The organism is Alishewanella sp. BS5-314 (assembly GCF_025377695.1).
Lineage (GTDB): Bacteria > Pseudomonadota > Gammaproteobacteria > Enterobacterales > Alteromonadaceae > Alishewanella > Alishewanella aestuarii.
In genome coordinates, this window is the sequence record NZ_JACEHJ010000001.1 from 609,498 (window position 1) to 631,160 (window position 21,663).

The 21,663-nt window shown below is 51.8% G+C and carries 18 protein-coding genes; 6 read left to right on the forward strand and 12 right to left on the reverse strand.

Annotated features, from left to right (window positions below):
* Positions 1-54: 54 nt before the first annotated feature.
* The 7 genes from H1D31_RS02820 to H1D31_RS02850 all read right to left on the reverse strand — a co-directional run bounded on the left by H1D31_RS02820 (position 55) and on the right by H1D31_RS02850 (position 9,501).
* On the reverse strand, positions 55-900 hold the full coding sequence (locus tag H1D31_RS02820) for an ATP-binding protein (protein ID WP_261255822.1): 846 nt from the start codon (positions 898-900) through the stop codon (positions 55-57).
* Positions 893-5,665, reverse strand: a complete 4,773-nt coding sequence (locus H1D31_RS02825; protein ID WP_261255824.1) for an EAL domain-containing protein — start codon at positions 5,663-5,665, stop codon at positions 893-895. Before H1D31_RS02825 ends, H1D31_RS02820 begins: the two co-directional genes overlap by 8 nt.
* Before the next feature lie 8 nt (positions 5,666-5,673).
* Entirely contained in the window at positions 5,674-6,030 is a 357-nt protein-coding gene (locus H1D31_RS02830; RefSeq protein WP_261255826.1) for a response regulator, read from the reverse strand.
* Positions 6,023-6,403, reverse strand: a complete 381-nt coding sequence (locus H1D31_RS02835) for an Hpt domain-containing protein (RefSeq protein ID WP_261255828.1) — start codon at positions 6,401-6,403, stop codon at positions 6,023-6,025. The genes H1D31_RS02830 and H1D31_RS02835 overlap by 8 nt, the downstream gene beginning before the upstream one ends.
* The gene (locus H1D31_RS02840; protein WP_261255830.1) at positions 6,384-7,358 is read right to left on the reverse strand and encodes a response regulator; all 975 of its coding nucleotides are present in this window, start codon (positions 7,356-7,358) and stop codon (positions 6,384-6,386) included. Before H1D31_RS02840 ends, H1D31_RS02835 begins: the two co-directional genes overlap by 20 nt.
* A gap of 226 nt (positions 7,359-7,584) precedes the next feature.
* A complete protein-coding gene (gene hemN, locus H1D31_RS02845; RefSeq protein WP_261255832.1) occupies positions 7,585-8,946 on the reverse strand; it encodes an oxygen-independent coproporphyrinogen III oxidase in 1,362 nt (453 codons plus the stop codon).
* 27 nt (positions 8,947-8,973) lie between these two features.
* Positions 8,974-9,501 (reverse strand): SCP2 domain-containing protein, encoded by a 528-nt coding sequence (locus H1D31_RS02850; protein WP_261255834.1) that lies wholly within the window; start codon positions 9,499-9,501, stop codon positions 8,974-8,976.
* A 108-nt stretch (positions 9,502-9,609) separates the two neighbouring features.
* On the opposite strand from H1D31_RS02850, the gene H1D31_RS02855 reads away from it, so the two are divergent.
* The 3 genes from H1D31_RS02855 (at position 9,610) to mog (ending at position 12,110) form a co-directional block, all read left to right on the forward strand.
* Positions 9,610-10,602: a peptidase U32 family protein gene (locus H1D31_RS02855; RefSeq protein WP_008609414.1), complete on the forward strand. Its 993-nt coding sequence runs from the start codon at positions 9,610-9,612 to the stop codon at positions 10,600-10,602.
* Positions 10,603-10,605: 3 nt separating this feature from the next.
* A complete protein-coding gene (locus H1D31_RS02860; RefSeq protein WP_008950900.1) occupies positions 10,606-11,478 on the forward strand; it encodes a U32 family peptidase in 873 nt (290 codons plus the stop codon).
* 95 nt (positions 11,479-11,573) lie between these two features.
* Entirely contained in the window at positions 11,574-12,110 is a 537-nt protein-coding gene (mog, locus tag H1D31_RS02865) for a molybdopterin adenylyltransferase (RefSeq protein ID WP_008950899.1), read from the forward strand.
* 80 nt (positions 12,111-12,190) lie between these two features.
* On the opposite strand, the gene rnk is transcribed toward mog, so the two are convergent.
* The 3 genes from rnk to H1D31_RS02880 form a co-directional block, all read right to left on the reverse strand.
* The gene (gene rnk / locus H1D31_RS02870; protein WP_065954701.1) at positions 12,191-12,595 is read right to left on the reverse strand and encodes a nucleoside diphosphate kinase regulator; all 405 of its coding nucleotides are present in this window, start codon (positions 12,593-12,595) and stop codon (positions 12,191-12,193) included.
* Positions 12,596-12,695: 100 nt separating this feature from the next.
* Entirely contained in the window at positions 12,696-14,432 is a 1,737-nt protein-coding gene (locus H1D31_RS02875; protein ID WP_261255839.1) for a bifunctional protein-serine/threonine kinase/phosphatase, read from the reverse strand.
* A gap of 16 nt (positions 14,433-14,448) precedes the next feature.
* Positions 14,449-15,945, reverse strand: coding sequence for a NarK family nitrate/nitrite MFS transporter (locus H1D31_RS02880; RefSeq protein ID WP_008950898.1), 1,497 nt, complete (start codon positions 15,943-15,945; stop codon positions 14,449-14,451).
* Between the two features lie 327 nt (positions 15,946-16,272).
* Between H1D31_RS02880 and H1D31_RS02885 the strand changes: the two genes are divergently transcribed.
* The 3 genes from H1D31_RS02885 (at position 16,273) to H1D31_RS02895 (ending at position 19,289) form a co-directional block, all read left to right on the forward strand.
* Entirely contained in the window at positions 16,273-17,544 is a 1,272-nt protein-coding gene (locus H1D31_RS02885; RefSeq protein WP_261255843.1) for an MFS transporter, read from the forward strand.
* Positions 17,541-18,746, forward strand: a complete 1,206-nt coding sequence (locus H1D31_RS02890) for an NnrS family protein (protein WP_261255846.1) — start codon at positions 17,541-17,543, stop codon at positions 18,744-18,746. The genes H1D31_RS02885 and H1D31_RS02890 overlap by 4 nt, the downstream gene beginning before the upstream one ends.
* A 105-nt stretch (positions 18,747-18,851) precedes the next feature.
* Entirely contained in the window at positions 18,852-19,289 is a 438-nt protein-coding gene (locus tag H1D31_RS02895) for a putative zinc-binding protein (RefSeq protein ID WP_261255849.1), read from the forward strand.
* Positions 19,290-19,328: 39 nt separating this feature from the next.
* Here the strand turns inward: H1D31_RS02895 and moeB are convergent, their stop codons facing one another.
* Together moeB and norR are read right to left on the reverse strand one after the other, a co-directional pair.
* On the reverse strand, positions 19,329-20,087 hold the full coding sequence (gene moeB / locus H1D31_RS02900) for a molybdopterin-synthase adenylyltransferase MoeB (protein WP_261255851.1): 759 nt from the start codon (positions 20,085-20,087) through the stop codon (positions 19,329-19,331).
* A gap of 16 nt (positions 20,088-20,103) precedes the next feature.
* On the reverse strand, positions 20,104-21,618 hold the full coding sequence (gene norR, locus H1D31_RS02905) for a nitric oxide reductase transcriptional regulator NorR (RefSeq protein ID WP_261255853.1): 1,515 nt from the start codon (positions 21,616-21,618) through the stop codon (positions 20,104-20,106).
* Positions 21,619-21,663: the final 45 nt, after the last annotated feature.

Here is a 21,663-nt window from a genome sequence, read left to right on the forward strand (position 1 = left end):
AGCGCTGCGGTCGGCCTTTGCCCGGCTGGCGCACACTACAGAGTAAAGAGTCATTCATGCACTCGCCATGCTGCGCGGAATCTTAACCTTAAAGCAACTGCCCACGCCGGGCGTACTCTGCACCTCTAATAGCCCTTTGTGTTTTTCCACAATACTGCGCGACAAGGCTAGCCCAAGGCCAGTTCCCTGATCTTTAGGCTTAGTCGTATAGAAAGGCTGAAAAATTTGCTCCAATTGCTCTGGAGCTATGCCGGGCCCGGTATCGGCAACACTAAACCACACCCACTGCGCATCGCAGCCGGTGCTGATAGTAATAATGCCACGCTCAACAATTGCCTGGGCGGCATTCAAAAGCAAATTAAGCAATACCTGATTTAGCTGTGATGGAATACAAAATACCAGCGGCAATTCGGCAAACTGCTTCACCACTTCAACCTTATATTTGATTTCATTGGCAACGATATTCAGAGTACTCTGGATCCCCTGATGCAGATCGGCCATGACAAACTCAGCCTGATCGATATGCGAAAAGTCTTTTAAATCGCGGATAATTTCAATTACCCGCAGCAACCCCTGCTCGGATTGCTGCAATAGCTTTGGCAAATCTTCACAGATATAGTCGAAATCAAACTGGCTTTTTAGCAGCTGACTTTGCGCCGGCGGCAACAGAGCACTTAAACGCTGCACCAGAAGAGTCAGGCTGTTGGTATACTCCTTTAGTACCGATAAATTAGAAGCCACATAGCCGATTGGATTATTGATTTCATGCGCCACTCCCGCCGCCAGTTGGCCAATAGAAGCCAGCTTTTCTGAGCGCACCAATTGCTCGGTAAGCTCAGCCAGCTGCTGCTTTAATAAAGTAATATCCTGCTCTGCCACTTTGCCTGCTCCGCTACTCACCAGCACTCTGCAAGTGCTGCTCACGATAGCGCCGGAACGCGGCAGCAATCTCCGTTTTTAACTCGTCATCCTGCCAGGGTTTGGTCATAAACTTATAGATAGCCCCGCGGTTAATTGCTTCGGTAACCGAACGTAAATCGGTATAACCAGAGAGTACAATACGCACGGTATCCGGATACATTTCTTTGACCCGGCTTAAAAACTCAGTGCCATTCATCTCGGGCATCCGCTGGTCCGAAATAATCACCTGCACCTGATGTATTGCCAGCAATTCCAGGGCTTCTGCGGCACTGCTGCAACTCAATACCAGATAGGGCTCTTTGCGCAGCAACCGTTTTAGCGAGTGCAAAATATTTTCTTCATCATCAACCAGCAACAAGGTTTGTTGCGTTGCAGCAGTATTATGACTCACCGGGGCATAGCGGATCAGAAACTGTTCTAACTGCGGCCCCGGCATTGGCCGGGCAAAGTAGTAACCTTGTAGCTCGTCGCATAAACTTTTGGCCAGGAAGCTGGCCTGGGCTTCGGTTTCAACGCCTTCTGCTACTACCCTGACGCCCAGCTGATGCGCCATAGCAATGATGGCGCGGCTGATGGCGGCATCGCGCTGATCTGTTACTAGCTCGCGAATAAAGCTGCGGTCAATCTTCAGTTTATTAATCGGTAGCCGCTTTAGATAACTGAGGCTGGAGTAACCGGTACCAAAGTCATCAATGGCAATACTTACCGCCAATTTCTTTAGTTGCTGTAACTTGGTAACGACCTGTTCGATATTTTGTAGCAACAAAGACTCGGTTAACTCCAGCTCAAACCAGCGCGGTGCCAACTGCTGCTGTTGCAGAGTCTGCTGCAGCTGTTCAACAAAGCCAGGGCGCTGGAATTGCAGTGAGGATAGATTCACTGCCATCACCAGATGCGCAATACCACGCTGTTGTAATGAGGCATTAAAGGCTGCGGCCTGTGCAATTACCCACTGCCCAATATCGACAATTAGCCCGGTTTCTTCGGCTACCGGAATAAACTCATCCGGGCCTATCATGCCATGCTCGGGATGGGGCCAGCGCAGCAGTGCTTCTAAACCAATTAAACGGCCGCTACCCGCTTCAACCTGCGGTTGGTAATACAGCACAAACTCCTGATTAGCGACCGCTTTTTTCAGCATAGTCCGTAAATTCAAGCGCTTGTTCAGGCTGGTTTCCATTTCCGCCTGATACCATTGATAGTTATTGCGGCCTTGTAATTTAGCCTGATACATCGCTAGGTCGGCCTGTTGCACCAGCTGCATTGGTTCATCAAAAACATTATCGGTCAGGCTGATGCCAATACTGGCGGTAACTTGTAATTCATGTTCCTCAACGAAGATTGGCTGCGCGATAACGGTTAGTAAATGCTGCGCCAACACACCCAATACGGCTTTTTCCCGTAGATCCGGTACCATTAACACAAACTCGTCGCCACCCAAACGCGCCAAGGTATCACCGGCACGCAATTCGTTCTGTATGCGATTACTGATTTGCCGTAATACCTCATCGCCGACGGCATGGCCTTTGCTGTCGTTAATCAGCTTAAAACCGTCCAAATCAATAAAGAGCACTGCCACCTTTTCCTGATGCCGGGCACTGATTTTACAGCTTTGGGTCAGACGATCTTTAAGCAGGGTGCGGTTGGGCAGACCAGTCAGTAAATCGTAGGAGGCGTTATAGGCGAGTTCCTGCTCATAATTTTTTTGCGCCGTAATATCAGTCTGAATGCCAATATAGTGGGTAATAACGCCTTGTTCATCCGGTACTGGCGCTAAAAACAAATTATTCCAGAAAATGCTACCATCCTTGCGGTAGTTTTTTAGCACCACACCGCATTCCTGCCGGCCTGATATCGCATTACGAATTTGCTGAATGGCCAGACTATCCCGCTCTGTGCCCTGTAGAAAGCGACAGTTTCGGCCGATCGCCTCTTCACTGGTATAGCCGGTTAAGCGCTCAAAGGCTGCATTCACATAGGTGATAGGCATATCCGGCCAGGTAATATCCGCGATAATGACACCGCTGGAACTGGCATCGACGGCACGCTTAAATAAGCGCAGCTGCTTCTCAGTTTGCAAACGCTGCGTTACGTCCTTAGCCATACCAATTACCCCGGCAATCTGACCGTCGATGTGGGTAGGTACTATGGTAATTTGCAGCTCCAGTTGCAAACCACTTCGATTGAGAATACTGGCCTCAAAGCTCACTGACTCACCAGCCAGTGCCCGCTGAAAATAATGGGATACCTGAGGTAGTTGCTCAGGCAAAATAACACGGCCGAAATGCATTTGTTTTAACTCGGCTTGTGTCCACTCCAGTAATCGACAACCGGCCGCGTTAATCTGCTGAAAGTAGCCATTCTCAGTCAATACATAAACTGGATCAGGATTGTATTGGTAAAGTGAGCGGAAGCGTTGCTCACTCTCAGTTAATTGCCGTTTTTGCTGTGAACGCTCAATTGCCATAGCCGCAAACCGGCTGCAGCTAATTAACAACTCCAGCTCTCGATGAGTTGGTACTCTGGCTTCAGTGCAATAAATGGCGAAGGTACCCAGGACTTCATCCTGTAACGACACCATCGGGATCGACCAGCAGGCTTGTACCTGTTCGGCCAGTACTATTGCTGCCCCATGCTGCCACTTAGGATCGGTAGCGATATTGTCGACGAGTACCAGGCTTTTTTGAAAGGCTGCCGTGCCGCAGGACCCAGCATTATCGGCTATAGCTAAGGTCGCAAAAAACTCGCGGTAGGCTTCACTAAAGGATGGCGCGGCGAGCAGCTCTAAGTGCTCGCCCACTTTTAACATCATACTGGTAAGCAAGGCCGAATTTTGTAGCTCGGCCAGCAAACAAATTTGCCGGATAATTTCCGCCAAGGGTTGTTCGCTCGAAATCATTCGCAATACTTGCTGCTGTGCCTGCTGTAACTGCTCAGCTTTAACCTGCTCCGTCACATCGCGCGCCACGGCATACATAATGCCAACGCTTTTTACATAACGCGACGACCACATCAGATAGACAATTTTGCCATCTTTACGAAGATACCTGTTACGAAAATACTGTGTATGCTGGCCATCCAGAATATTTTCGGCTTCCCGCTCAGTAATTAGCCTATCTTCAGGATGCACAAAGTCCATAAAGGCCCGACCAGTTAGCTCGGCCGGCGCATAACCGAGTACCCACTCGGCTGACCGGCTGACTTCCAAAAAACGTCCTTGCCCATCCACCATGCAGAGGATATCGCCGGAATGCTCCATAATTTGTTGATGTTGCAGCTGCAGTTTTCTTTGCACGCCCAAGCTATGCTGGATGCGCCGGTTTGATATCTCTAAACGTCGTTGCTGTCGCTGCAGTTGGCGCTGAAATTGCTGGCTCAGCAAAGCCAGCACAACCGCCAGCCAACCGGCTAATAACACGACTTCGGCAATCTGACGCACAAAATCCAGCTCACTTTCCAGATCGCGGTACAGTCGTAGCCGCCACTGCAAATCGCCAAATAAGTTGATGGGGTAGTCCCCCAACATAAAATACTCTAAACCACTACGCCTCTGATCAACCAGTGGCGCGGTCATATCTTGATAGGAGACTTTCACAGCGTAACCAGGTGCGACTATGACAGGTAACAATTTGGTAATCACATCCCGGAAATTCAAACTGGCAACCACCAGCACAATTTCAGAGGCGTTTGGGTGCGGCAAAGCAGCACGGATAAACGCATGATCAACCTTTCCATCATAGTAAAAACTGACTTCGGGGCGGTTATTGCTTTCTCTTCCGACCACAGGTAAGGGATTCGCGACCAACAGATAATGGTCAAACCATTGTCTTACTTTCTCTGTACCGCTCACCGAATACATAATTTCACCACTGCTATTGATAACGGACAGATAATCAAGGTAGGCAAAGTCCCGCAAGTAACTTTGCAGTTCAAGTTCAAGTAGGGTCCTGTTATAGCGATTTTCCGAGTGAGCCAACCGGTCGGCAAGACGATACATCAGCCCTTGCTGCTCATTGAAGATTTGATTCAGCTGCTGCTGAATTGCAGATAACGTCGTGGCAATAACCTCCTTTTTAACCTGTGCGACCTGATGCATAAAACTCAGCCACAGTAAGATCGCTGCAGTCGCCAGCATTAACGCTAACCAACTACCGAAGTTGCCGCGATATTCACCAAGACGAAAGTTGCCGATATAGCGGGCGCTTAGTCCGGCAGTGGCACAAAATAGCAGTAAAATAGCGGTGTTTATCGCCACCGAAGGCGAAATACCAAAGGCATAGCCAAATAAATTGCCAGTGTCCTGCCAAATAATAACCAGAGTTAATAGCAATAATAACGTATTGCTGGTCAGCGCCAGATAACGACCCCAGATAGATGGTTTAGCAAGCCAACCCAACCACCCGAACAACAACAGTCCCCAGGCGAACAGCTGTAAAACCGGAATCTCTGCCTGTCGCTCGGCTCCCAGCAACAGCCACTGGCTGAATAAAGAGCCCCAAAAAAGTAACGTAAACACCGCAACCAGTTGCCGTTTCTTTGCGATCATCGCCAATAAGATGAATACCGCATAGGCGAACAGAAGAATTGATGAAAACGGTAAAATCACGCTGTAGTTATAGGCATCAAAATGAAACAGCAAATCCAGACTTACCAACAAGACACTGATTAGTAGTACACCGGTACTGGCATAAAATAAGCTGTAACCCAGCATCGGGCCAAAGAAGCGGGCAGATCGGTTTTGCATTAGTCCTCTCATGCTTGCTCTATTAACGCCTGTAATGTCGAGAGTAATACTGCCTTACTACAGGGTTTTTCCAGCAAACTGTGGGCTGCCGCCTTGGCAACCGGTTCCACCAAGTTAAGGTTGCCACTGATTAATACGCGCTTAATCGCTGGGTGTTCTTTCGCCAACAGCAACAATAAATCACTGCCTTGCAAACCCGGCATCAATTGATCAACAACGACAATCTGCACCTGATGTTGGTTTAGGTAATCTAGCACCTGGGTGCTATCACTGAGAGTCTGACAGTCAAAAGCTGTCTGCCGCAACATCCGTTGATAGGCATCAAGCAGCAGTGGTTCATCATCAACAAGCAGCACCTTAGCCATCGCTTCTCTCCAACTGCTGTAGCTGTTCACCAAGCTGCTGTTGTAGCCGCAACCAACTTTCAGGTAAGGTTTGCAGTACTGAAGCTAATCTTTGCCACTCAGCCATCCTGGCCGACTCTTCTAATTGCCGGCAAATTTCAGCTAGCTGATTGGCGCCAATTAATGCTGCGATACTTTTTAAGCTGTGCGCGGCGCTGGCCAGTGCCGCCAGTTGCTGGATAGCACTGGCATCAAGAATAGTATTGATATACTTCGGTGCGGACTGCATAAAACCGCTAAGGGCATTGTGAATAGTCTCCCTGCTGTCATCACCGTACATCTCGATCAGCACCGTCAAATCCAGAATGGGATGTTCAGTGCAAACTGGACTCATCTTCTGTTTCCGTTCTGTTGATTAACGGTCGGTTACAGGTTTGCATCCACCAATAGGCCAGTTTTTTTAGTAATGCCAGTACTTGCTTATGGTGCTTCACATTCACTTCTGCCAACTCTGCAATAAGTGGCTGCAATTTTTGCAAGCGCTGCTGCAACATAGCCCAAAATTCCGGGCGTTGTTCACGCTGCTGCATCGTTTTAGCGATATGGATTAAATAATCCGCTGCGGCGCATGCGCGTTTGCGTTCGGCATCAATCGCGACGGTTCTGCAATTATTAATAAATACATTATGAAAACAGCTAAGGTTATAAGCTAAATTGCGTAACCGGCGATCTAACTGGAAATACCCGCTGGTGGCATCCTCCGGCCAATACAGAAAATCACGGCGTTCAACTTCAGGTCTTGAATCATCAAGCTCTTGCTGTTGTTGTTCAGCTTTTTGCTCTAGTTCGCGCACTATCGCAACCCTTAATCGCTGCTGCCCGACCTCGTCATCAGTTGCCTTGGGTGCCTCTAAACGTGCTTTCATTTCCTGGTAATGCGCAGCAGGCAAAATAAGCTTTTCATGGGCCAGATGGTGCTGAATTTTCCGGGTTAGTTGCTCTGCGGACAGCGGCTTGGCCAGAAAGTCGTTTACATCGAATAGGATGCATTGCTGAATCAATTCGCGGTAGGCATTGCCGGAAAATACAATAATTGGAATATCATGTGCTGTAGCACTAAAAACCCCAGCGCGCACTCTGGACAACAAGTCCAGGCCACTGGTGCCTCTCAACTCAATATCAGTGATTAATAAATCGATGGTTTCGTGTTCAAGGATCTCGCTGGCAGTTTTGGCATCCAGTGCTTTAAAAGCTTTGCAGCCCGGCACTTTGTTGGCCACGCCATACAAAAAGTCGCACATCAGAACAACGTCATCTAAAACCAGGACGTTAAAGTTTTTCAGTAGCATATAGAGGTGTCATTCCCTGTCCAGACAAATCGACTCGCGGTGTCAGACTATAGCGCTACCTGTCGGCAGCTATCCTTGGAAGTGAGTATATATGCTAAATTGCGAGTTTGCCGGAATAATCCGGCCGAAAACACGATGGCAGCCTCAGTACAGAAAGTAACTGAGCGCTATGGTAATTATATACAGCTAAACATTAGCTTAGCGCACCGGATATAGTACCAAAGAATTATACAACTTTCGAGTATCTTTGCTGCCCTTGCTGCAGATAGGCATCAAAACAGGCACAGATACTGCGCACCCAGAGCCGGCCGGCATCCGTAACCCGGATCCGTTCGGCGTAGATCTCCACCAGGCCATCTTCCATAAAGGGCTGCAGTAAGCTCAGCGCACTGTCAAAGTACTGCCAGAAGCTCTGCAACTGCCACTGCTGGCTAAAGGCGGCAATATCCAGCTCAAAATGGCAGATTAACTGGCTAATCAGCGCCGCACGTAGCCGATCATCTGCCGATAACACAAAGCCTCGCTCAACCGCTAGCTGCTGTTGTGCAATAGCCGCATAGTAGCTGGCAACGTCTTTGCTATTTTGCCACAGCACGCCGTTTACCTGGCTGATACTGGATACGCCCAGACCGAGTAGCGCGTCCTGCCCTGCCGTGGTATAGCCCTGAAAATTACGCTGTAATTTGCCGGCTTGCTGGGCTTTGGCCAGTGCATCATCTGGCTTGGCAAAGTGATCCATACCGATAAACTGATAACCGGCTGCCACCAGTTGTGTGATCGCCAGCTGCATCAGCGCCAGCTTCGCTGGCGCATCCGGCAAACTGCTATCCGGAATTTTGCGCTGCGCGGCAAAGCGCTCCGGTAAATGGGCATAGCTAAATAATGAAATTCGATCCGGATCAAGCCGGATAATTTCAGCGACCGTCTCGGTAAAGCTGGCCGGCTGCTGATAGGGTAAACCATAGATCAGGTCCAGATTGACCGAACTAAACCCCAGCTCGCGACATAATGCCACCTGATGCCGGATCAACTCAGTGTCCTGCACCCGGTTAATCGCAATCTGGACTTTTTCGTCCAGATCCTGCACGCCAAAGCTAACGCGGTTAAAACCCAGTTGTTTTAAATGCCGCAGTTTGTCGTCGCTGCAGCTGCGCGGGTCAATTTCAATACTGATTTCGGCAGCCGGCAAAATCGTAAAGTGCTGGTGTAACAACGCCATTAAGCGGCTGAGCTGTGCTTCGGTTAAAAAGGTTGGGGTACCACCGCCCAGATGCAGCTGATTAATCACTTTCTGCCGCAGATGCGGGCTATACAGTGCCATTTCTGCAGCCAGGGCATCGAGATAGGCATCGGCTTTATGCTGATGGCGGGTGACAACTTTATTGCAGCCGCAGTAGTAACACAGCTTATGACAGAACGGGATATGCAGATACAGGCTTAACTCACGGCCACTGCTGGCCAGCGCCTGAAACAACGCTGTCTGCGGAAAGGCAGTGTTAAGCGCCAGCGCGGTTGGATAAGAGGTATAACGCGGCCCGTTAATATTGTATTTGGCGATTAACGCCGCGTCCCACTGTATGCTTTGCATCTGCTGTCTCCGGAAAACTCAGGACAATTATAAGCTGCCAGGTACTGTAGCAGTTTGATCTGCCGCAACCTCTGCCGTTGCCAACAGACTTTGCCAGCTTAGCAGCAAGGCCGGCAGTGGCGGCGGCAAGCGGCTTAACTCAATAGTATCGAGTAGATTCTTGCAGTACAGTCCCAGCTCGGTATCCCCTAACATACTGAGGCGACGTCGGAAAAATAAGGTATCCGGATCGACTTTGCCGCAGATCAGATCCAGAAAATCCTGACTGCTGGCTTTAATCAGCAGATCCTGCTGCACAGGTGCCAGTTCAACCTGTAATTTTTTGTTTTTTAAAGTTATGGCAAAGCTTAGCTGCCAGTCGCTTACCTGTAACACTAAGTATCGCTGTGCCAGAAAATCCAGACTGCCGGCAGTTAGCTCTGGCTGAAAAAACTTATTTAGCAGCAGCGTTAAGCCCTGCTGCTGCACACGCTTGGGCGTCAGCTGTTGCACCCGCTGCGCCAAAGTAGGTAGCAGCGCTACCAATTTATGACTAACCCTTTTAATATCAAACATATAGAAGCCACCCACCCGCTAAATTCCCTATAATAAAAGCATAGTTCTACGGCGCTGCCTATAGCCTTTCCGGGGTACAGCAGGCAGGGTCACAGTAATGAGGCTGATATGGAGTTACTCTGTCCGGCTGGCAGTATGCCGGCAGTCAAAGCAGCAATTAGTCAGGGGGCCGATGCGATCTATGTCGGCTTAAAAGATGACACCAATGCCCGGCACTTTGCCGGCTTAAACTTTACTGAGTCGCAACTGACTGAGGTTGCCCGCTATGTGCATCAGGCGGGGCGTAAATTGCATGTGGCCATTAATACCTTTGCTCACCCCGCGGCTTGGTCGCGCTGGCAGCAGGCGGTCGACAGTGCAGTACGGGCTGGCACCGATGTACTGATTCTGGCCGATATGGCAGTGCTGGCCTATGCCGCCGAACGCTATCCGCAGGTTGAATTACATCTGTCGGTGCAGGCTTCGGCCACCAATGCCGCCGCCATTGAGTTTTACCGGCAATTTAATATCCGCCGGGTGGTGTTACCACGGGTGCTTTCGATGCAACAGGTGCGCGCGCTGGCCCGCAGCTGTGATATCGATTTGGAAGTCTTTGCCTTTGGCAGCTTATGCATTATGGCTGAGGGGCGTTGCTATCTGAGTTCTTACTTAACCGGGCAGTCACCGAATACCGCCGGCGCCTGCTCACCGGCGGCCTTTGTTCGCTGGCAAGAGCAAGACGGCGTACTGGAGTCGCGCTTAAATGAGGTGTTGATTGACCGCTTCGCCGCGGATGAAACCGCCGGCTACCCGACCCTCTGTAAAGGACGTTTCAGAGTCGATGCCGATACCTACCATGTGCTGGAAGAGCCAACCAGCCTGAACACCCTGGATTTACTGCCACAGCTCTATGCCGAGGGCATTAGCTCACTGAAAATTGAAGGCCGGCAGCGCAGCCCGGCTTATGTTACCCAGATCACCCAGGTTTGGCGGGCGGCTATTGATGCGGTAATGCAGGATCCAGCGCATTTTCTGGTGCAACAACACTGGCAGCAGGTACTGAATAATCTGGCCGAGGGCAACCAAACCACCCTCGGTGCCTATCATCGGAAATGGAAATAACCTATGCAATTCTCACTTGGCCCGGTACTGTATTTCTGGCCCAAAGCACAGATGCTGGAGTTTTACCGCCAGGCCGCCGACTCAGCCGTGGATATTGTTTATCTGGGCGAAACCGTTTGCAGCAAAAGACGCGAGCTAAAACTGGAAGACTATCTTAAGCTGGCGCATATGCTGCGCGAAGCCGGCAAACAGGTGTGTTTATCTGGCATGACACTGTTGGAGTCACCGTCTGAACTGCGCGAGCTGCGCAAGTACGTCGATAACGGCGACTTTATGCTGGAAGCTAATGATGTTGGCGCTATTGCTATGCTGTACGAACAGGGTCTGCCCTTTGTCGCCGGAGCCGCCATTAACTGCTATAACCAGCATAGCCTGCGCCGCTTAGTAGGTATGGGTTTATTACGCTGGGTAATGCCGGTTGAACTATCCGGCGACTGGCTACAACAGGTGTTAAACGAGGGCATTATTCAGGATATCCGCGATTGCTTTCAAACCGAGGTATTTGCCTTTGGCCATTTACCACTGGCCTGGAGCGGTCGCTGCTTTACCGCCCGCTCCGAGAATCGCGCTAAAGATCAGTGCGAGCTCTGTTGCATTAAATATCCGCAGGGGCGCACAGTGCATAGCCAGGACGGTACCCAGGTTTTTGTGCTGAACGGTATTCAAACCCAATCTGGCTATCGGTATAACCTGATTAATCAGCTACCGGCTATGCAGGGGTTGGTTGATGTAGTACGGTTAAGCCCAGAGCCCGAGGGGACCTTTGCCTGGTTGAATAGATTTAAGGCGAACCAGCATGGCGCCGCGCCACAACAACTGAGTGATACCGACAGTAATGGTTATTGGCTAAAGCTGGCAGGGATGGCGACGGGGTGAGGTTAAGTGTTGAATGTTGAATGTTGAATGTTGAATGTTGAATGTTGAATGTTGAATGTTGAATGTTGAATGTTGAATTTTAATCCGGAGCGCAGATGACGCAGCAACAGGCAAAAATTGGCATTGTTACGGTAAGCGACCGCGCCAGTGCCGGTATATATGAAGATTTATCCGGCAAGGCGATAATCGATACCTTAACAGAGTATCTAAGCAGCGACTGGCACGCCGAGTACCGTTTGATCCCGGATGAACAACCTCTGATTGAACAAACCCTGATAGAACTGGCCGAGCAACAAGGTTGCTGTTTAATTGTCACCACCGGCGGTACCGGGCCTGCTAAACGCGATGTCACGCCAGAAGCCACAGAGGCCGTCTGTGACAGGTTGATGCCGGGCTTTGGTGAGCTGATGCGTCAGGAGTCGTTAAAGTATGTGCCAACCGCTATTTTGTCACGGCAAACCGCTGGCTTACGTGGCAGCTGCCTGATTATTAACTTACCGGGCAAACCCAAGGCAATCCGCCAGTGTCTGGATGCGGTGTTCCCGGCGGTGCCTTACTGCATCGATCTGATGGACGGCCCTTATCTGCAGTGTAACGAAGCAGTGATGCAGGCCTTTAGACCCAAAAGTTAGTGCCAGCCTCTACCCCAGGCTTCGACTCCGTTAGGCAAGACTACCGGAGCCGAAGCGCAGAGTCGCTGCAGGCTTAGCGGTTAACGCTGGTATTCGCCGGCGCGTTCTGGTTGATATAGCACGTCAAGAATTTCAACGGTGCGGCTTTGGCCATGTGGCATCGGCCATTCCAGTGCTTGACCCACCGCTAACCCGAGCAGAGCACTGCCAACCGGAGCAAAAATCGAAATTTGCTCATCGTTTTTCAGGTCATGCGGATAAACCAGGGTTTTCTCAAACACCTTGTTATCGCCGGCAAACTTAAAGCGCACCGTCGAGTTCATACTGACCACATTCGCAGGTAACGCAGTAGGCTCAACCACGGTAGCCCGATCCAACTCTGACTCCAGCTTTTCCAGCTCCGGCGTCAGCCGGGGCATCTTCTCAAGTAAGGCTTCAATCCGATCCATATCTAAACTGGAAACGACGATAGGTGTAGCTGACATATGACACTCCCAAGTAAAAAAAGAAAAAAGCCCGCCGGCTAACGCCGTCGGACTTTTCAGAATTTAGGCAGTTATACCCCTGCAACCGCGAAAAAGCAAGTTAACGGCGTAGCAGAAACAACCAGATCACCAATAACAGGGTAATAAACCAGAAACCGGACAGCAGTTGCCAGAATAGCAGTGGATTGGATTTATTCTGCTGTTTGACCTCTTCATGCAAAAACGCCGGGTTGGGTTGCTGCAAATCGGTCAGTAACTGGCTGATACTCTGATAGCGGTAACTCAGATCCAAACTCACTCCCTTTTGCAGGGCCCTGTCAAACCAGGTCGGGATTAGCGGGTTAAACTGACTGGCACTGCGATAGCGCAGCCGGTCATAATCGCTCGCCACCCGGCATTCTTCTACCGCCGGGCCATAGGGTAAATGACCGCCACTAAAGAGTTCATAGGCAATAGTCGCCAAAGCATACACATCCCCCTGCACGCCAGAATTATGTCCCAGCAGATAGTGTGGATCGGAATAGGTCGCGGTGCCCAAAGCGCCTTCGTGGTGCAGTGGGCTGTAGATTTCCGCCAGACCGGCAACAAACACCGAACCAAAATCCACCAATTTCAGGCTGCCATCGGCCAGGCGCATAATATTGCCGGGTTTCAGGTCCTGATGAATGGCGCCCATGCGGTGAAACGCCTGTAGGCCTTCGGCTATCTGTTTCACTAGTTTAATTGCCAACGCGGGTTTAAGCGGCTGTGGCTGCTCTGCCAGCCAGTGCTCTAAACTCTGGCCCTGCAAATGCTCCATTAAATAGTACAGAAAGGTCCGTGGCCGGCTTTGTCGGATCACCTTAACTACGCGCGGCGACTGGATCCGCAGGCCAATCCACTCTTCGCGGATAAAGCGATCGATATAAAGCACATCATCGGCATAATTCTGCGATGGGCTCTTAAGCACCAGCTGCTCTGCGGTGGCTTCATCTTCCACCAGATACAGGTGACTGCGGCTACTGGCATAGAGCTCACGCACTACCCGATAACCATCCAGTTTCATACCCGGGCTTAACGCCGGCGGGAAGGGTAACCGGGTCAGCTCGGAGCTTAAATCATCCAGGCTCTGCTCAGGTAACTGCGCCACATCCACCACTATCGCGCTGACATTATCATCGCTGCCATGCGCTAATGCCTGCTCCAGTAACTGCCGGCTACATTGCTCCGGATCCGTTACTGTCGTCAGCAGCTGAGTTAATTCGGCCTCACTTAAAAAGTCGTGAATGCCATCCGAGGTTAGTAAAAAACGATCACCCGCTTGCAACGCCAATGCACCTTGCTGCGCTGCGACCTTGGCATCCATGCCCAGTGCCCGGCCTAAAAACTGCCGCTGCTCCGACAATACCGTAATATGATCCTGCGTCAGCTGCTGCAAACTGGCTTTACGCAACAGATAGATACGGCTGTCACCTATATGGAAGAAATGCGCAGTGCGCGACTTCAGCACCAAAGCACTAAAGGTACATAAATAGCCTTTTTGTTCATGGGCAAACTTATGACTGAATTGATACAGCTGGTTGTTGATGGTGGCCAGTAACTGCTCGGCACTGTAGGCCACCGACCAACTATCCGGAGTTTGCGGATATTCCTGACAAAAACGCTCGGTAGCCAGTTTACTGGCCTGAGCGCCAGCTTCAGCGGTACTGACGCCATCGGCCAGCACAAAACAGGCACCCTTATGTTGCAGTAAGTAGGCAGAGTCAGGCAACTGACAGGCAACCGCATCCTCATTGGCCGCTTTTACGCCGGCCGCAGTCTGAGCGCCATATTGTAATTGCAGTGCTAACTCTGCCACAGCGGCACGCCCTTATTTAACCGACATTAATTCTATGTACTGTACCATCTTCCGCCACCTCGACAATATGTCCCTTAGGATCGTCGAGGAACATCACCGCAACCAAGCCAATCAATGCTGAGGCGGCAATCACATAGAAGAAGGTACTAAAATCGACATAGCTTAGTACGGTCAGGTACACCACAGCCCCCACATTACCGTAAGCACCTGCCATTCCGGCGATCTGGCCGGTCATACTGCGCTTGATCAGTGGCACTATCGCAAACACCGCACCTTCGCCGGCTTGCACAAAGAAGGAGCAGGCCATTACCGCTAATACGGCCAACGGGATCCACCAGTGGCTGTCCATCAAGCCCATCAGAAAATAGCCGGCAGCCAGACCACCAATCAGGATCACCATACTCTTACGCCGGCCAAATTTATCAGAGAACCAGCCTCCCATTGGCCGCGACACCAGATTCATAAAGGCGAACGCAGACGCTAGCAAACCCGCTTTTACCGCCGTCATCCCCTCGAAGGTTTCCAGGAAATACAGTGGCAGCATCGATACCACCGCCAGCTCAGAGCCAAAGGTCGCAAAGTAAGCAATATTTAAGATCCCGACCTGCTTAAAGCTATATTTGTCATGCTCCGGCACACCTTCGCGTAAATGTTCGGCGTTGATTTTCCAGGTTTGTTGCGTCTGGAAGATAAACAATACCACCAGCGCGCCCCAGATGCCGTACATGGCAGTTTCCGAGAACAAATTCACCCCAGCCGGTGATAAACGCCAGGCCAGGATCCCCAGTGCCAGGTGCATTGGGATATTCATCAGAATCAGGGCCCACAATGCGCCCCAGCTGGTAACCACCATGGCACCGGTTTTTTTCGGTTTAAAATAAGTCGAGCCTTTGGGCGTATTGCGGGCAAATTTATAGAAAATCAGCGAATAGACCGCACTGATCACCCCAACTGAGGCAATCGCATAGCGCCAGCCATTTTCACCACCGAACATCAGCGCCACTGTTGGCAGCGTCATCGCGGCTGCCGCCGAGCCAAAATTACCCCAGCCACCGTAGATACCTTCAGCGGTACCAACCTGGTTATGCGGAAACCACTCACCAACCAGCCGGATCCCTACCACAAAACCTGCGCCGACAAAGCCCAGTAAAAAGCGGAATAAGGCCAGGGCATCATAGGTATTGGCAAAAGCAAAGCCGATACAGAGCAAGGCCGAGATAAATAACAACACCGAATACATAATACGCGGGCCATATTTATCCACCATCATTCCCACTACGATGCGCGCCGGAATGGTCAATGCCACGTTTAATATCAGCAAAGCCCGGATCTGGGCATCGGTTAACGCCAGCGCTTCTTTTATATGCATCAGTAAGGGCGCATGAGCAAACCAAATCACAAAGGTAAGAAAGAACGCAAACCAGGTCAGGTGTAACATTTTTATTTTTTGTTCAGCAAAATTAAGCAGATTGAGTTTACTGCTTTGCCCTGCCGCAGACGCTGCGCCAGCCATACAGACCTCCTGAAAGAGTCATAGAATGATATTCCAGTACAAGTCTAGGGGTTTTTAGGCCGGAAAAATTGATCTGGCACAACAGCCGCCAGCCCGCGCCGGGCCTGCACTGAGGGCCGCTACCTCCTTTGGAGTAGCCAGCAATTTAGCGCTAAAAGCCGAGCCCAACGCCATCACTACCCCCTATGAGGTAGCCTGCCTTGCCGCAGCCTTAGCCGCAGAACTTAGGGGGTACTGCTTTTTGGCCGGGCAGGCCGCTAAGCTTTTCGCTATGCTAGGCGCAGTGAGTCTTGCGCCTGGTACAGGCGCTTATTTGGGGAGTAACGCATGCAGGCAACCCATCCTCTGGCGCGCCGGGCGCTGCTACTGGCTACCCTGGCTTTTGCCGGCTGCTTTTCGGTGTGGACGCTATACGCGGTGATGGGGTTGGATATCCAACAACAGCTGGCCCTGAGCGCCACCGAATACGGTATTTTACTGGCAGCCCCCATTTTTAGCGGGGCGCTACTACGTATTCCGTTGGGTTTGCTGGCCGATCGCTATAATGCCCGACTGCTGTGGCTGGGGTTAATGCTCAGCTGCATTCCGGCGCTGGCATTGCTGCCACTGGTAAGCAGCTTTTATGGTTATCTGACCACCGGCCTCTGGTTTGGTTTAAGTGGCGTTTCCTTTACCTTCGGCATCCGCTATGTGACCGACTGGTTTGCCTCGCGCCAGCAAGGCCTGGCGATGGGTCTGTTTGGCGTAGGCAATGCCGGCGTCGCCATCACCTTTATTCTGGTGCCCATTATTGTCGCCTGGTGGGGCTGGCAGTGGGTTGGGCCTGTGTATGCCGTTGGGCTGGCTTTATTGCTGGTGTTATTCTGGTTGTTGTCACCGCCCTCGCCAAAAACTGCAGGCCCCACCGCCAGACCACTGACTCTACGTCAGTTAGTCAGAGATGCCCGGGTCTGGCGCTTTTCACTGTATTACTACTTTGTATTTGGTGGCTTTTTAGCCCTGTTGCTGTGGTTACCACAATATTATATGCAGGCCTATGCGATGAACGCCCAGCAGGCAATGGCCTTTACGCTGTTTTTTGTCGCGACTTCCAGTATGGTCAGGGCATTAGGTGGCTGGTTTGCCGATCGCTATGGTGGCCGGGCCGTAAACTGGAGTGTGTTCTGGGTCTGCCTGGTGTGCTTGTTCTTTCTGAGTTACCCCCCCACTACCCTGATTATTCATGGCTTGGAAAAAGATGTCCAACTGGAGATCTCCGTTAATGTCTGGTGGTTTACGGCCCTGATCTTTGTCATTGGCGTAGCTCAGGGTTTTGGCCGCGCCAGCGTGTATAAAGTGATTCACGATTACTACCCTAAGCATATGGGCGCAGTCGGTGGCTTTGTTGCCGCCATTGGCGGTCTGGGCGGTTGTACCCTGCCGGTGCTCTTTGGCCTGGCGCAGGATGCACTGGGTATTGTCACCGGCTGCTTTATGATTCTGTATGGCGTGCTGGCGCTATGCATGATCACCATGTTTTTCGCCAATCAGGCAGCGCAATATCAACAGCGCCTGCAGGATGCCCGTAGTAATAATTTTTTATTGGATGACGACGAATGATGCAAATTACCGATCTGGCGACCGAGCAAAAGCTGTTGCCGCTATTGCGCCAGGCATTCCGGCCGCTGTTTTTATTCGGCGCCGCCTTTAGCGCTATCGCCATGCTGTTGTGGGGGCTGATCTTGGGCGGTCAGCTGCAGCTGCAACCTGTTGGTCAGGTATTATTCTGGCATAGCCATGAAATGATCTTTGGCTTTGCCTGTGCCATCGTCATCGGCTTTTTATTAACTGCGGTGCAAAATTGGACCTCACTACGCGCACCGCATGGCCCGACGCTGTTATTGCTAACACTGCTCTGGCTGGCCGCCCGTCTGCTTCTGCTCTTTGGCGAGGCGCTGCCCCTGTGGCTGGTCGCCCTGGTGGATCTGAGCTTTTTACCACTGGCCGCCTGGTTACTGGCGAAGCCGCTACTGGCGGTACAACAATACCGCAATTTATTTTTTGTGCCGGTGTTACTGCTGCTAACCGCCTGCAACCTGATGATGTATCTCGGGCTTTATCTTAAGCGCTACGATATACAACAGCTTGGTAGCCTGAACGCGATCTGGCTTGTTACCCTGCTGATGGCAATTGTCGGCGGCCGGGTGATCCCGATGTTTACTGCCAATGGCACTAAAACCACTAAGGTCGAGGCTTGGCCCTGGCTGGATCGGGCGGCACTGGCCAGTCTATGGCTGATTTTTATGCTGCACTTTTTTAGTTTAGTGCCTCTGCTACCCGCCAGTTCGCTAAGTGCTCTCTTTGCCCTGAGTGCTTTGCTAACCGCCATCCGCTGCGCCCGCTGGAAAATCTGGCTCACGCTACGGGTGCCGCTGCTGTGGTCGCTGCATCTGGCCTATTGGTTTATTCCTCTGGGCCTGGCCTTGTTTGCGCTACGCTATGCCGGCTTTGCGGTCAGCCAGAGCATTGCGCTACATGCACTGACTGCCGGCGCCATGGGCTCGATGATCCTATCGATGATGGCGCGGGTTTCGCTTGGCCACAGTGGTCGCTTGCTGCAGCCGAAACACATTATGGGCTGGGCCTTTTTACTGGTTGCTGTTGCCGGCATTAGCCGGACCCTGCTGATCTGGTGGTTGCCGGAGCATACCTTTAGTCTGTTATGGCTGGGGATTGGCAGCTGGGTGCTGGCTTATGGCTGCTATGTGCTGGTGTATTTTCCGGTGTTAACCACGCCTAGGGCAGATGGGCGGCCGGGTTAACCCCTTACCCCTGATGGGGTAAAGCTGCCGGCGTTTTGATTTACATCAAGCTGGCTGGCTAGCAGGCTTCTAAACTGAACATATCGTCAGTTTCAGGAAGCTGTTATGAGTCACGATTACGAAACGAAACCGCTGGTTTATGCCTGCTCCGGCTGCTCCAATGTGGCGCAGCTGGCCAATGATTTAGCTGTGGTCCTGGATCGGGAAGGTCTGGCCGAGATGTCATGTATCGCCGGCGTTGGCGGTAGAGTCAAGCAGTTACTAAAGGTTGCACAGTCTGGTCGGCCGATCCTGGCAGTGGATGGTTGCCCGCTTAATTGTGTTAAACAAACCCTGGCCACGGTTGAGGTAGTGCCAACCTGGCATCTTGAGCTGACCAGCCTGGGTTATAAAAAGCGCGATCACGAAAATTGCGATCTGGCCGACGCCTATAAGTTATTGCAAAAGGTGCACTGCGATATCCTGCCACAACTTGGCAAAACGCCCGGTAATGAAGCTGCTGGCGCTAAGGTTCTGTTCCGGGTACAAGATACCAAACACTGACAGTACCGGGGCGGGGCAACACAACCCACAAACTCAGTACTATTTCCTACTGCGACATACCGGGCAGTTTGGATCGGCAGGCAATTGGAACTGCTGCCACTGACCACTTAGCGCATCAAACAACTTTAACTGGTGATACTCAGGTTCACCCACTGCTGCCAGGATCTTCACCGCGGCAAGTGCTTGCATCACGCCCAGCACGCCGACAACCGGCGACAGAATACCCGCTTCCATGCAGCTTAGCTGCTGTTCACCAAAGAAGCGGCTTAAACACTGATAGCAGGGATCGCCCGGTTGATTCCGTAAACTCAGTAACTGCCCCTCAAAGCGGATAGCGGCGGCAGACACCAACGGTATGCCGGCCTGCACACAGGCGCTGTTAATGGCATTACGGGTCAGCAGATTATCGGTGCAGTCCAGCACCAGTGTAAATTGCGGTACCAGTTGCGCCAGCGCAGTGTGATCCAGCCGCTGCTGGATCGCACTGAGCTGGATCTCACTATTTAGCTGTTTCAGTTGCTGTAATGCCGTAACGACTTTAGGCTGGCCAATATCCTGTTCGCGATACAGGATCTGGCGCTGCAGATTGCTACGGTCAATCACATCATTATCAACCAGCGTCAGCGCCCCGACACCGCTAGCCACCAGATACGGCGCCGCAGCACAACCAAGCCCGCCCATACCAACCAATAACACCTTACTGGCCAGTAAGGCTTCCTGACCACGAAAATCCAGCGCCGGTAACATCAGTTGCCTGCTATAACGCAACGCCTGCTGCGGGCTCAGTATCTCACTCATAAGCCATCTCCTGTTGTTACTTCAGCCCTAAACGCTGCGCCAGCTTATGCAAATTACTGGCATCCAGTTGCAGGGCGCGGGCCGCTTTCGACCAACATTGTTGGTGCTGCTGCAATGCCTGCCGGATCAGCTGTTGCTGAAACTGATTTACTGCCTGCTTTAACCCCTGTACCGGCAGCTCAATATGCTCAAGCGCCGGCGCTTGCGGCTGACTACCGGGCAAATCGAGCAATTCTGGCTGCAGGATCACGATGTCACTGCGCTGGGCGCCCTGACTTAGCGCCTTGATTGCCGCGCGGCTAATCACATGCTCCAGCTCGCGGATATTCCCCGGCCAGTGATAACCCAGTAAAGCCAGCTCTGCTGCTGGTGCCAGCCTTAAGCTACGTAGCCCCAAACGGCTGCGGTTCTGCTCCAGAAAATGCCCGGCTAATAAGGGTAAATCTTCGCTGCGCTCCCGCAGCGGCGGTATCGGGATCGGATACACTGATAAACGGTGGTAGAGATCAGCACGAAATTCGCCCTGTTTCACCTGCTGCTGTAAATCGCGATTGGTCGCGGCAACCAGCCGTACATTCACCCGCCGCAGCTTATCCGATCCTAAACGCTGAATTTCACCGTTCTGCAGCACTCTGAGCAGCTTTGCCTGCACGGATAATGCTAGTTCCCCGACTTCATCTAAAAACAGGGTTCCGCCATCTGCTGCCTCAAAGCGGCCGGCACGCTCACTTAACGCGCCGGAAAACGCGCCCTTGCTATGCCCGAATAGCTCACTTTCTGCCAGACTTTCCGGTAAGGCTGCACAGTTAACATAGATCATGGGGCGCTCGGCGCGGCCGGAGCGGCGATGCAGTTGCCGGGCGAACAGCTCCTTGCCGACCCCGGTTTCCCCCAACAGCAGCACCGGTAGCTCCGAGCCGGCTACCACATCCAGCTCCTGTAAAATCTGCTGCAGCGCCAGGCTTTGACCAATAATTTCATACTGTTGCGCTGCTGTTGTACTGGTGCCAACAGTAGGCAAGCCACCCTGCCGCAGCGCCCGGTTCGCCTGCTCCAGTTCGGTAATACGAATAGCGGCTTCTACCAGCAAGCTTAATTGTTGTAACTGCAACACCGCCAGGGCATCAAAGTTAGCCGGCGACAGGGCATCCAGTGTTAATACGCCCCAGCAGCGCCCCTCCACATATAACGATACGCCCATACAATCATGCACCGGCACCACTGCTCCTGGTTGCTCAGCCAGCAAGCCATCATAGGGATCGGGTAATTCACTGCCCGGCGGAAAACGTACGGGTTGGCGGCTGGCTAAAATCGCCGCCAAACGTGGATGCTGTGCCACTTGAAAACGCCGGCCCAGCGTTTCCCGTAGCAGTCCCTGCACCGCTACTGGCTTTAACTGCGCCTGCTGTAACTGCAACAATGCCACAGCACCACAACCAAAATGGCTACGCAGTGTATTGACCAGCCGCTGTAAGCGCACAGCCGAAGGCAACTCGGTGACCAGATCAGCAAATAACACGGCATCAAGCATGGTTAATTTTACCCACAGGGTGAAAAGCACCCGAATTTTTCTGGG

Coding starts and splice junctions, on each gene's coding strand:
- H1D31_RS02880 (WP_008950898.1), bottom strand. CDS start 15,945: ATGGCTGGCGCAGCGTCTGCGGCAGGGCAAAGCAGTAAACTCAATCTG.
- rnk (WP_065954701.1), bottom strand. CDS start 12,595: ATGTCAGCTACACCTATCGTCGTTTCCAGTTTAGATATGGATCGGATT.
- H1D31_RS02850 (WP_261255834.1), bottom strand. CDS start 9,501: ATGTTTGATATTAAAAGGGTTAGTCATAAATTGGTAGCGCTGCTACCT.
- H1D31_RS02895 (WP_261255849.1), top strand. CDS start 18,852: ATGAGTCACGATTACGAAACGAAACCGCTGGTTTATGCCTGCTCCGGC.
- H1D31_RS02890 (WP_261255846.1), top strand. CDS start 17,541: ATGATGCAAATTACCGATCTGGCGACCGAGCAAAAGCTGTTGCCGCTA.
- hemN (WP_261255832.1), bottom strand. CDS start 8,946: ATGCAAAGCATACAGTGGGACGCGGCGTTAATCGCCAAATACAATATT.
- H1D31_RS02860 (WP_008950900.1), top strand. CDS start 10,606: ATGCAATTCTCACTTGGCCCGGTACTGTATTTCTGGCCCAAAGCACAG.
- moeB (WP_261255851.1), bottom strand. CDS start 20,087: ATGAGTGAGATACTGAGCCCGCAGCAGGCGTTGCGTTATAGCAGGCAA.
- H1D31_RS02840 (WP_261255830.1), bottom strand. CDS start 7,358: ATGCTACTGAAAAACTTTAACGTCCTGGTTTTAGATGACGTTGTTCTG.
- mog (WP_008950899.1), top strand. CDS start 11,574: ATGACGCAGCAACAGGCAAAAATTGGCATTGTTACGGTAAGCGACCGC.
- H1D31_RS02825 (WP_261255824.1), bottom strand. CDS start 5,665: ATGCAAAACCGATCTGCCCGCTTCTTTGGCCCGATGCTGGGTTACAGC.
- H1D31_RS02855 (WP_008609414.1), top strand. CDS start 9,610: ATGGAGTTACTCTGTCCGGCTGGCAGTATGCCGGCAGTCAAAGCAGCA.
- H1D31_RS02885 (WP_261255843.1), top strand. CDS start 16,273: ATGCAGGCAACCCATCCTCTGGCGCGCCGGGCGCTGCTACTGGCTACC.
- norR (WP_261255853.1), bottom strand. CDS start 21,618: ATGCTTGATGCCGTGTTATTTGCTGATCTGGTCACCGAGTTGCCTTCG.
- H1D31_RS02830 (WP_261255826.1), bottom strand. CDS start 6,030: ATGGCTAAGGTGCTGCTTGTTGATGATGAACCACTGCTGCTTGATGCC.
- H1D31_RS02835 (WP_261255828.1), bottom strand. CDS start 6,403: ATGAGTCCAGTTTGCACTGAACATCCCATTCTGGATTTGACGGTGCTG.